The 10,451-nt window shown below is 66.0% G+C and carries 10 protein-coding genes; 4 read left to right on the top strand and 6 right to left on the bottom strand.

All coding sequences use genetic code 11. The features are described 5' to 3' along the window. Window positions 1-60: 60 nt before the first annotated feature. The gene (locus VFH65_RS29325) at window positions 61-1,398 is read left to right on the top strand and encodes an ABC transporter substrate-binding protein (protein WP_414688533.1); all 1,338 of its coding nucleotides are present in this window, start codon (window positions 61-63) and stop codon (window positions 1,396-1,398) included. Here the strand turns inward: VFH65_RS29325 and VFH65_RS29320 are convergent. The 4 genes from VFH65_RS29320 to VFH65_RS29305 all read right to left on the bottom strand — a co-directional run bounded on the left by VFH65_RS29320 (window position 1,395) and on the right by VFH65_RS29305 (window position 5,068). Next, window positions 1,395-1,700, bottom strand: a complete 306-nt coding sequence (locus VFH65_RS29320; RefSeq protein WP_353326645.1) for a hypothetical protein — start codon at window positions 1,698-1,700, stop codon at window positions 1,395-1,397. The two genes, VFH65_RS29325 and VFH65_RS29320, sit on opposite strands and share 4 nt — an antisense overlap. Before the next feature lie 183 nt (window positions 1,701-1,883). After that, window positions 1,884-2,111 (bottom strand): hypothetical protein, encoded by a 228-nt coding sequence (locus tag VFH65_RS29315; protein WP_353326643.1) that lies wholly within the window; start codon window positions 2,109-2,111, stop codon window positions 1,884-1,886. A gap of 72 nt (window positions 2,112-2,183) precedes the next feature. After that, window positions 2,184-3,023, bottom strand: a complete 840-nt coding sequence (locus tag VFH65_RS29310; RefSeq protein WP_353326641.1) for an energy-coupling factor transporter transmembrane protein EcfT — start codon at window positions 3,021-3,023, stop codon at window positions 2,184-2,186. Further along, on the bottom strand, window positions 3,020-5,068 hold the full coding sequence (locus tag VFH65_RS29305; RefSeq protein WP_353326639.1) for an ATP-binding cassette domain-containing protein: 2,049 nt from the start codon (window positions 5,066-5,068) through the stop codon (window positions 3,020-3,022). Before VFH65_RS29305 ends, VFH65_RS29310 begins: the two co-directional genes overlap by 4 nt. A gap of 95 nt (window positions 5,069-5,163) precedes the next feature. Here VFH65_RS29305 and VFH65_RS29300 point away from each other — a divergent pair, with 95 nt between their 5' ends. Beyond that, the gene (locus VFH65_RS29300; protein WP_353326637.1) at window positions 5,164-5,607 is read left to right on the top strand and encodes a MarR family winged helix-turn-helix transcriptional regulator; all 444 of its coding nucleotides are present in this window, start codon (window positions 5,164-5,166) and stop codon (window positions 5,605-5,607) included. A 27-nt stretch (window positions 5,608-5,634) separates the two neighbouring features. Here VFH65_RS29300 and VFH65_RS29295 read toward each other — a convergent pair whose 3' ends face one another. Further along, window positions 5,635-6,717, bottom strand: coding sequence for an esterase-like activity of phytase family protein (locus VFH65_RS29295; RefSeq protein ID WP_414688532.1), 1,083 nt, complete (start codon window positions 6,715-6,717; stop codon window positions 5,635-5,637). Between the two features lie 35 nt (window positions 6,718-6,752). Next, on the bottom strand, window positions 6,753-7,487 hold the full coding sequence (locus tag VFH65_RS29290; protein WP_353326633.1) for a VIT1/CCC1 transporter family protein: 735 nt from the start codon (window positions 7,485-7,487) through the stop codon (window positions 6,753-6,755). A 102-nt stretch (window positions 7,488-7,589) separates the two neighbouring features. Between VFH65_RS29290 and VFH65_RS29285 the strand changes: the two genes are divergently transcribed. Both VFH65_RS29285 and VFH65_RS29280 read left to right on the top strand, forming a co-directional pair. After that, on the top strand, window positions 7,590-9,521 hold the full coding sequence (locus VFH65_RS29285) for an acyl-CoA dehydrogenase (protein WP_353326631.1): 1,932 nt from the start codon (window positions 7,590-7,592) through the stop codon (window positions 9,519-9,521). Window positions 9,522-9,558: 37 nt separating this feature from the next. Further along, complete coding sequence (locus VFH65_RS29280; protein ID WP_353326629.1) at window positions 9,559-10,332, top strand: SDR family oxidoreductase; 774 nt, start codon at window positions 9,559-9,561, stop codon at window positions 10,330-10,332. The last annotated feature ends 119 nt before the right edge of the window (window positions 10,333-10,451 follow it).

Genomic DNA, 10,451 nt, shown 5'->3' with positions numbered 1-10,451 from the left:
TCTGTTGTTCGTCGCGTTGGGCCGCCACATCGTCCGCTCGATCGTGGTGACGGGGCTCAAATGAGGTTGTGGCCAAGGCGTTCCACCCTCGCGGCGGCCGGGCTGGCGATGACGATGGCGGTGCTGCTCGTCGCGGCGGTGTTGTTGGGCCGTTCTGCCGACTCCAGCGGCCGCACCGTGGTCACCGTGCGATTGTGGGACGAGCAGGTAGCGACGGCATACCGGGAGTCGTTCGACGAGTTCACCCGCGAGCACCCCGATATCGAAGTGCAGGTCAACGTCGTCGCCTACTCGAAGTACTTCGACACCCTGCGCACCGACGTCGCCGGCGGCAGCGCGGACGACATCTTCTGGCTGTCCAACGCATACTTTGCCGGATACGCCGACAGCGGACGGTTGATGGATGTCGCGAAGACCTTGGGCGCCAACGCCTCACGGGAGTGGGAACCGTCGGTGGTCAACCAGTTCACCCGCAACGGTTCCTTGTGGGGTGTGCCGCAGTTGACCGACGCGGGGATCGCGCTGTATTTCAATGCTGACCTGCTCGAGGTCGCCGGAGTCGAACTCAGGGAACTGTTGTCATTGCGCTGGTCACCCGACGGTGCCGACACGATGCGGCCCCTGCTAGCCAGACTCACCGTTGACGCCGACGGACGGTCAGCCGCCACACCGGGATTCGACGCCGGACGTGTTCGCCAGTGGGGCTACAACGCGGCCAACGATTTGCAGGGCATCTACCTGAACTACGTGGGATCAGCGGGCGGAGTGTTCTCCGTCGGCGACCGGTTCGCATTCGACAATCCAGAGGCGGCCGACGCGTTCGAATATCTGGTGCGGCTGATCAACACCGATCACGTTGCGCCGCCTGCGTCGGCTACCAACGACAACGGCGACTTCTCCCGCAACCAGTTCCTGCAGGGCCGGATGGCGCTGTTTCAGTCCGGCACCTACAACCTGGCGGCGGTCGCCGACCAGGCACCGTTCCGATGGGGCGTCGCGATGCTTCCCGCCGGCCCGAAGGGCAGGGTCAGCGTCACCAACGGCATTGCCGCTGCCGGTAATTCGGACACCGAACATCCCGAGGCCGTGCGGCAGGTGCTCGCGTGGATGGGCAGCCGGCGCGGCAACGAGTTTCTCGGTGCCCACGGCGCCGCGATCCCCGGCGTACTGGCGGCGCAGCCGGTGTACCACAAGTACTGGTCTTCGCGCGGCGTCGACGTCAGCCCGTTCTTCAAGGTGCTCAACGGTCCACGCGTCCAGGCACCAGGAGGTGCGGGTTTCGCAGCCGGATTCGATGCTCTCAAGCCGTATTTCGCCGAGATGTTCCTTGGCCGCCGCGACGTATCGAGCAGCCTTGCCGAGGCTCAGCAGGCCGCCAATTCCGCGGCGCAGCGCTAACGGCTGCGGATGATGTTTCCGTACGGGTCCACTTCGAGCGTCACTCGATGCTCGCGGTTCGTGTTGGCCCAGACGATCCAGGGAAACACGAAGAACCCGCACGTGAACAGTGTGAGGACGGCAAAGGTGGTGTGCAGAAGGATGTTGCCGCACCCGTAAACGATCACGGCGAGATTCGGCGTATGTGTCTCTAGACGCCCGCCATTGCCCACCGCCTGCTGGATGGCGGCATCGAGACGGGCGGCGCGTTCATCGCTGGAAAGCCGCCCGGGCGGTGTTGACGGTGACTCGTCAGCCGTCATGTGGACAGTGTTACCACTCAGAAAGTGATATCGCCGGCGATAACGTGATTTCACCGGCGATATCGCATTTCAGAATCGCCATATGCCCTCCTCAGCTAGGGACGCCAGGATGCGAGGGGTTCGCCGCCGGATTCGACGCTCTCAAGCCGTATTTCGCCGCAGCTCTAGCATCGTGAGCCGTGACTACTCTCGCACCTGGCGGGTGACGAGACCCGTAGTGATCCGGGAATCGATTACGCACCGGGAATCGACCTGCTCACCCTGCCGTTCGTCGCCGTAGTACATGCGATAGCCTTCCGCGTCCGCCGTTCGCGTGACGGTGAACCACTGACCGGACTCGGGATCTTGGACCGTGTCACCCTCCTGGATCTCGGCCAGCGACACCTGCTCCGTTACATGTTCCGAACTCATCACGCCCCCTGATCGTCGCGCGCTCATTGTAGATTCAGGCGCGGGACCAGTACCCCGGTTTCGCGCCTAGCGCTAGCCGCTCGTACCCAGGATCGTCAGCTCAAGTCCCAACGCCACCCCGCACACCACGAACACGATCGCCAACGCAATCCAGTCGGCGCGTTTCGGGCCTGACGGCGCCGCCGAAATCTGCCCCGCGCCACCGCGCGCGGTGATCGCGTCGCCCATCTCGTCAGCCCGGCGCAGGGCGACGGTGATGGCCGCGGCGAACAGGTCGATAACCTCTACCGCCCACCGGCGGCGGCGCGCCCGCCTTGTCGTAACCACTTCCCTTGGCCGCAACCTGCGTGCCGCGTACAGGATTCGGAACTCGTCGATCAGCATCGGGAAGGCGCGCAGCGCCAATGCCAGCGCAACTGCCCAGTCGTCGACGGGCACCCGCAGCGGGCGCAGCGGCCGCCCCAGTTTCGCTATGGCAGGCGCGATTTCGGCAACATTCGTCGTCCACGACACCATCGCGCCGAGCCCGAGCAGGACGATCGACAGCACCGTGATTCGCAGGAAGCTCAAGAATCCGCCGATGCCCCACTCGACCGATCCCAGATTCACCACGGGGCTGCCGCCGCCGAACAACGTCGGACCGATGCCGGCCACGATGAACACGATCACCAGCCAGCGCGGGATCGACGGCAACGAGCCGCGCGGAATGCGGGCCAGCCACGCCGCCGCCAACACCAAGGCGGCCACCGCACCGATCGGCACCCACCCCGGGTAGAACGTCATCAGCACGCCGATGCCTGCGACCACAATCAGTTTGGTGCCCGCCCACAGCTCGTGAATGACGCTGCTGCCGGGCACCGGGCGTAGCAGCACAACCGGTTTGCGGGGCCGACGGGCGGCGGGTGCGGTCACGTCATCCCTCCGGCCGCCGTCTGTGCAGGCGCGAGCAGGCCGTCCTGCAGATGCAAGGTACGCGGGCAGAGGTCTTCGAGGCCGGAGAAGTCGTGCGAGATGACGACGATGGTCAGGCCGGCGCGGCGCCGCAGGTCTTCCAGCAGCCGCAGCAGCCCACGTTGGCTCGCGGCATCCAAGCCGGCCAGCGGCTCGTCGAGGATGAGCGCACGCGGCGAGCGAGCCAGCAGACCTGCCAGCACGACGCGGCGCATCTGGCCGCCGCTGAGCTGATCGATGCGCCGCTTGGCGAGCGCCGGATCGAGGCCGACGGTGGCCAGCGCGTCGCGTACCCGGTCGTGGTCGCGCGCCGAGAAACCAGCGGCCGAGGCGATTTCCAGATCGACGCGGCTGCGCATCAGTTGCAGGCGGGAGGCCTGAAACGAGATGGCCACCGCGCCGACCTGATCCGATGCCGGCTTGCCGTCGAGCAGGCAGGTGCCGACGGTTGGCACGGCCAGCCCGGCCATGATCCACGCCAGCGTCGACTTGCCCGAACCGTTCAGTCCGTGGATCAGCAGGCCATCGCCCTCGTTGACGACGAACGTGATGTCCCGCAAAGCTGTTGTCGCCCAGGGGGTTCCGCTGCCGTATTCGTGACCGACACCGGCCAGTTCGAGCACCGGCTCGCCAGGATGGTGGCCCATCGCGACCGTGGGGCTCGGCGCCGCCGCCGTCTCCACCATCTCGGTGTTGTCCGCGGCGCCCCCGTTGCCGGTGAGGTTGACGGTGCGGTCGGCGGCGTCGGCCTCGTTGTTGTAGTGGGTGATGTGGACCAGCGACATCCGGTGGTGCTCGGTCAGACCCGACAGCACCGACAGCAGCCCGTCACGGCCCACCTGGTCCACCATGCTGGTGACCTCGTCGGCGATCAGCAGGGACGGCTCGCGCGCCAGCGCCGCCGCGACGGCCAAGCGCTGCAGTTCCCCGCCGGACAGCCCGCCGGTGTCGCGTTCGGCAAGGCCGTCCAGGCCGACCTCGGTGAGCAGCCGGTGCACGTCGGTGGTCTGGCCGGGCGGCAGACCCCACACGACGTCGTCGGCGACGCGGGTCCCCAGCACCTGACTCTCGGGATGCTGCATGACCACAGCGGTGCCGCCGAGACGGCCCAACCCGACAGCGCCGGGCCGCTCCACGGTGCCCGAGGTGGGTGCGCGGCCGGCCAGCACCAGCATCAGCGTCGTCTTGCCAGAGCCGTTGGCGCCCGTCACGGCGAGGTGCTCACCGGGATCAACGCTCAGCGACACCGGGCCGAGTGCGTCGTGATCGGCCTTGGGGTAGCGGAACACGACGTCGCTTAGCCGGGCCGGCACGGGCGCGATCGGCCCGGTGTCGGCAGGCGATTCGAGCTTGTGCACGTCGGGCACTCCGAGCAGCCGCGCCATCACCCGCGACAACGCCCACCAGCCGATGAGGCTGACGAAGGTGATGGACAGCACCGACCCGCCGAAGAACAGGAACGGCCAGTACTCGAGCGCCGTCGCGAAGGCACTCTTGAGCCACTGCGCGACGCCGTCCATTTCGGGAATGCGAGCAATGATGGCGGCAACGCCGTTGATGTTGGCGGTCATCGACTCGAAGATCAGGTGGCGCAGTCGCGCCAGGATCGTCAGGGCAGTCACCGCGGCGACGCCCATCACGGCACCGGCAACGAGTGACGAGAAGAAGACGGTGAGGGTGCCGCGGCCTCGTCGCTTGACGATGCCGGTCAGCCCGCCGATGTAGGCGCATTGGAAGACCGTCATGAAGCCGCCCATACCGGCGATGAGGAACGCGATCAGTCCTCCGGCCACCGTCGCGGCGATCAGCACCCGCAGCCGGTAGCGGTACGACAACAGGCCCATTGGGACGGTGCCGAGCAGCGAGAGCCCGGCAGCGAACGGAACGACGACGGCGATGATCGCGGTGGCCGCGCACAGTGCCGCCATCACCGAGGCTTGCGCCAGCTCCACCGGTTGCAGCGAGCCCGCCCGTCGCGGCTTGCTCGCTTCCCCCGTCGCGGTCATTTCTCGATTCTGCCAGCCGGAAACTGAGAGGCCTCGGTGCGACCGGACACGCGACCGTGCGCGTTTGATAGTGAACCTATGCAACCATGGATGCCATGACCTCCCCGCTCGGTGCAGATCTACTTGCGGTGGTGGCCCGGATCAACCGCCTAGCCACCCAGCGAGCGCGGTTACCGCTGCCGTTCGCCCAGGGTCGGCTGTTGTCGACGATCGAAGATCAGGGCCCGACCCGCATTTCCGATCTGGCCAATCTCGATCACTGTTCTCAGCCGACCATGACCACCCAGGTACGCAGACTGGAAGACGCCGGCCTGGTGTCGCGCACCGTCGACCCCGAGGACGCGCGGGCCGTGTTGATCCGCATCACGACCAAGGGCGTCGAAACCTTGCGGCAAGTGCGGCTTGACCGCGGCGCGGCCATCGATCCGTATTTGGAGCGGCTTGACGCCGCGGATCGGCAGACGCTCAGCGACGCTGTTCGCGTGCTACGCGGACTTCTCGAAGACGCGGCCGCGCCGAACACCAGCAAGGCCACATAGCGGACAAGGAGAGACCGTCACCCGCTGCTACATCGCGAACGCGTAGAACTGCGTGACCTGCTGCGGGTTGAAGTTGTCATCGGTGACGAGCACGACCGATTGCCGCCCGTCGGAGAGCTTGGACCCCAGCGTGATTCCTTCGACGTTGTCCAGATACGGGATCTCCGGCATCTTCGACAAGTCCGCAAGGAGTGTCTTGGACATCGCCTTTGGCGGTGCCCCGGTCAAGGACGGCCTGTCGAGGACGTTGTCAGCGCCTGCGATGCTGGCGCGGAAGATGCGGGCGACCGCGAACGTGCCGTAGCCGCGTTCGATGACCAAGAAGTTGTCGTCATCGAGCGCCACCAGGTCCGTGAGCCCGTTGTCTCCATCCTTGCCAGCACTCGTCGAATCCAGCGGATAGGCGAATTGCGCTGTGGGGGATCCCGTTTCGACGTCGAACCGGGTGACACGAGTCAGCGCGCCATGCTTGTCGGTCGGCGGTTCGCCGTCGCCGTAGCCGGGCGCCTCCATCGCCGCCCACAACGAATCGCCGTCGGGTGTCAGCGTCAGGCCCTCCAGCCCATGGTTCTGCCGTGTGCCGGTCTGATCGGCCGACATGTCCAGCCCAGCGGGAAGCGCGAACTCACCGCGGTAGTCACCGTCGAGGCCAGCCACCCGAACCCACGGATTCAACAGCAGCGGGCGTGCAGGCTCGTCAGATCTTCGCTCGCCTTCGCTGGACCAGTACAGCTGCTGACGACGTTCGTCGAAGGCGATTCCCTCCGGGTCGGGCGGAATCACAGGAGGCGCCGCATCCGGCGCCAGCGGCGCAAACGGTGTGCCGCCCTTGTCGAGTAGCGTCGTCGTGCCTGCCCACTCCACGCTGCCCAACTTGTTGTCCGGGAACATGATTCGAACCGTGTAGAACCTGGCCGGATTCTTGGCCGACCGGTCGTCGCTGATGACGTAGTACACCTGGCGGCCAGGGTCGTAGCTGATCGCCGACAGGCCACCGACCGTCGTGCCGTCGAAGAGGAAACCCCGGGGCACCTCGACCTGTCCGAGGTAGACGAGCGACGGTGGTGGCGCGTTCGATGGTTGTGCTGGTCCACAGCCGGCGGCCACCATGCACACGGCCAACAGCGCGGCCGCGAGGTTTCGCGTCACGTGGTGACTGTACCGACCAGAGTGCCGACGACGTAGGTGGCGGCGATCGCGATCGTGCCAAAGGCCAACTGCCGCAGCGACGCCCATACCAGCGGCTTCTTGGTGAATCGGGAGGCGACGCCGCCGGCGAGCATCAGCCCCACACCACCGAGGATCAAGCCGGCCCACAGCGATTCGAACCCGAGCAGATACGGGATGAGCGGCGTGATCGCGCCGACCGCGAAAGTGAAGAACGACGAGATCGCGGCGACCCAAGGTGACGGCTTCTCACGCGGGTCGACGCCCAGCTCCTGGATGAGATGAAAGTTCACCGCGCGCTTCTCATCGCGATGGATCTCGTCGGTGGCCGTGGCGGCGGTCTCCTGCGTCATCCCCATCTGGACCAACATGTCGGCGAGTTCGGCCTTCTCCGACTGCGGATGCATGCGGAACGCGCGCCGTTCGACCCGTACCTCGGATTCGATCTGCTCGTTCGCGGTGCTGACCGACGCGAACTCGCCAAGCGCCATCGAGAACGCCCCTGCGACGAGGCCGGCGAAGCCGCTGAGCACCACGGTGTGGGCCTCGGCCGCCGCCCCGACGCCCGCGATCAGGGCGGTGTTGCTGACTAGTCCATCCATCGCGCCAAACGTGGAGGCCCGGAGCCAGCCGCCGCTGACGTCCCCGTGACGGTGATCGAAGTCATGAGGCCGCCATGGCTGCGGACCAGCTGCCCGGTCTGATTCGGTCATGGGTGACGATTCAACGCCACGAGTTTCGGCTGGTCTAGCTAGGTATGCCTACGTTTCGGACATCACAGTTTCCGCGGGCCTCCAAAAGGCTAACGTCTGGGTATGACCACCACCGCGGAGCATCTGCGCAACACGCTGGACGGCCGTTGGCGCGACGTGAAGAACAGGATGCGGCAGGAACTCTCCAACGAGGTTTTCCGCCCGCACTACACCCCTAATACCGTCATAGCCCGTACGAAGGTGGCGGAACAGCTGAAGATCATGGCCGCCCACGGGGCCGCAGAGGACGGTTTCAAGAAGGAGCACGGCGGCAACGGCGACGTCGGCGGGGCAGTCACCCAGATCGAGATGCTGGCGATGTCCGACTTGTCACTGATGGTCAAGGCCGGCGTGCAGTGGGGCCTGTTCGGCGGTGCCATCGAGAACCTCGGCACCGAGCGTCACCACAAAGAGTATGTGCAGCGGATCATCAACCTGAACCTGCTCGGCTGCTTCGCGATGACCGAGACCGGGCACGGCAGCGACGTGCAGGCGCTCGAAACCACGGCGACCTACGACCCCGCCACGCAAGAGTTCGTGATCGACTCCCCGACCCGCACGTCACGCAAGGACTACATTGGCGGTGCCGCCGAAACCGCCAGGGTGGCAGCTGTTTTCGCCCAGTTGATCACTACCGAGGGCGGCAAGGAACTCAACCACGGCGTGCACTGCCTTGTGGTGCCGATCCGCGACGACGAGGGCAACGACTTGCCTGGAGTGACGACGTCGGACTGCCATTACAAAGGCGGGCTGCCCGGCGTCGACAACGGCCGTATCCAATTCGACCACGTCCGCGTTCCACGCGAGAACCTGCTGAACAAGTACGCCGATGTGGCCGAGGACGGGACCTATTCTTCCCCGATCGAGAACCCGGGCCGGCGGTTCTTCACCATGCTGGGCACGCTGATCCGCGGCCGGGTAACAGTCGGCGGCAGCGCAGGCGCTGCGGCCCGAGTGGCGCTCGACATCGCAACGCGATATGCGCTGCAGCGCAGGCAATTCCAGGCACCTGGTGACGACAACGAGGTGCTACTGATGGACTACCTCGTGCATCAGCGCCGGCTGCTTCCGCTGATCGCGCGGTCGTACGCCTTGCAGTTCGCGCAGAACGAACTCGTCGCCAAGACCCACGACCTGCAGACCGCCGACGACCCCGACGTCGAAGAGCAACGAGAGTTGGAGTCACGGGCAGCCGGGCTGAAGGCGGCCAACACGTGGCACGCCAGCCGCTCCATCCAGGAGGCCCGCGAAGCCTGCGGCGGCGCAGGCTATCTCGCCGAGAACAGGCTGATCGCGCTGCGCGCCGACACGGACGTGTTCACCACTTTCGAGGGCGACAACCACGTGCTCACCCAGCTGGTGGCCAAGGAACTGCTCACCGCCTACGCCGACGACATCAAGGGCATGAGCCCGGTGGAATGGGTGCGGTTCGCGGCCAACTTCGCCGGTGAGCGCGTGATGAAACGCACTGCGGCTGAGACGATCATCCAGACCATCCTCGACACCAGGCAGGACAACGAGGAAGAGGGCAGTCTGTTCAACCGCGGCACCCAGGTCAAGATGTTCGAGGACCGTGAGGAGTACCTGCTTGCCACGGTGGCTCGCAGGCTGCAGGGCAAGTCCAAGGAGATGAGCGCCTTCGATGCGTTCAACGCCGTGCAGGACCATGTGCTGCACGCCGCCGGCGCGCACATCGACCGCATCATCCTCGAGGCATTCGTTGCGGGCATCGACTCGTGTGAGGACGACGAGGCCCGCAAGATCCTCGAAATGGTGTGCGACCTGTACGTCTTGTCGGTGATCGAGGAGGACAAGGCCTGGTTCGTCGAACACCGCTTCCTGTCCACCGAGCGGGCGAAGGCCGTGACCCGCGGCATCAACGAACGGTGTCGCACTCTGCGGCCGTACGCCGAGATGCTGGTCGACGGGTTCGGCATACCCGAGCAGCTGCGTTACGCCGAGATGCTGCACCCGGAGAACATCGTCGACACATAGACGGGGAATTGTCGGTGGCGGGTGCCAGACTCGCCGCGTGATTGATTCGACTGAGTTCTCCGGGCGATCCGCCCTCGTCACCGGCGGCACCCGCGGAATCGGGAAGGGCATCGCCGAGCGACTACGGGCGGGCGGCGCCAAGGTGCTGGTGGCGGCACGCTCGGTGCCCGACGGTCAGGCCGATGACGTGGTCGCCGCCGATGTCGGCACTGCCGACGGTGTCGCCGCACTGGCCGAAGAGGCGCTGGGCCGGCTGGGCGGCGTCGACATCGTGGTGCACAACGTCGGTGGGTCCAGCCAGCACGACGGCGGGGTGGCGTCACTCACCGACGAGGACTGGCGATCGGCGCTCGACCAGAACCTGCTTGCTGCAGTGCGGTTGGATCGAGCACTGATCCCAGGAATGGTGGAATGCGGTTCGGGCGCCATTGTCCACGTCACATCGATCCAGCGGCGCGCGCCACTGCCGACCACGGTCCCGTACGCGGCGGCGAAAGCGGCGTTGACGAATTACAGCAAGGCGCTGTCGAACGATTTGGCATCCAAGGGAATTCGTGTCAACGCGGTGTGCCCAGGGTTCATCGAGACCGAATCGGCGCGCGCGATGGTCGAGGAGGTTGCCCGTATCGACGGCATCGGGCTCGACGAGGCGCGAGCACAGATCGCCGAGTCCATCGGCGGAATCCCCCTGGGCGCACCGGGCACCCCGGCAGATGTCGGTGAACTCGTCGCCTTTCTCGTCTCCGACCGTGCCGCCTTCATCACCGGTGCCGAATACGTCATCGACGGCGGGAGCGTGCGCGGCGTGTGATCACAGAACGGAGATAGTCACACATCTCCGCGGGAGAAATCGGCGATCAGCTGAGGCACGGCGGAGTCGAACCCTGAAACATCCAACGACAACGGATCGGCTGGATCCGTGATCGAGTT

It is taken from the genome of Mycobacterium sp. (assembly GCF_035697385.1).
Classification (GTDB): domain Bacteria; phylum Actinomycetota; class Actinomycetes; order Mycobacteriales; family Mycobacteriaceae; genus Mycobacterium.
Note: the sequence above shows the minus strand (reverse complement) of the source record. Positions and strands in the feature narration are given on the sequence as shown.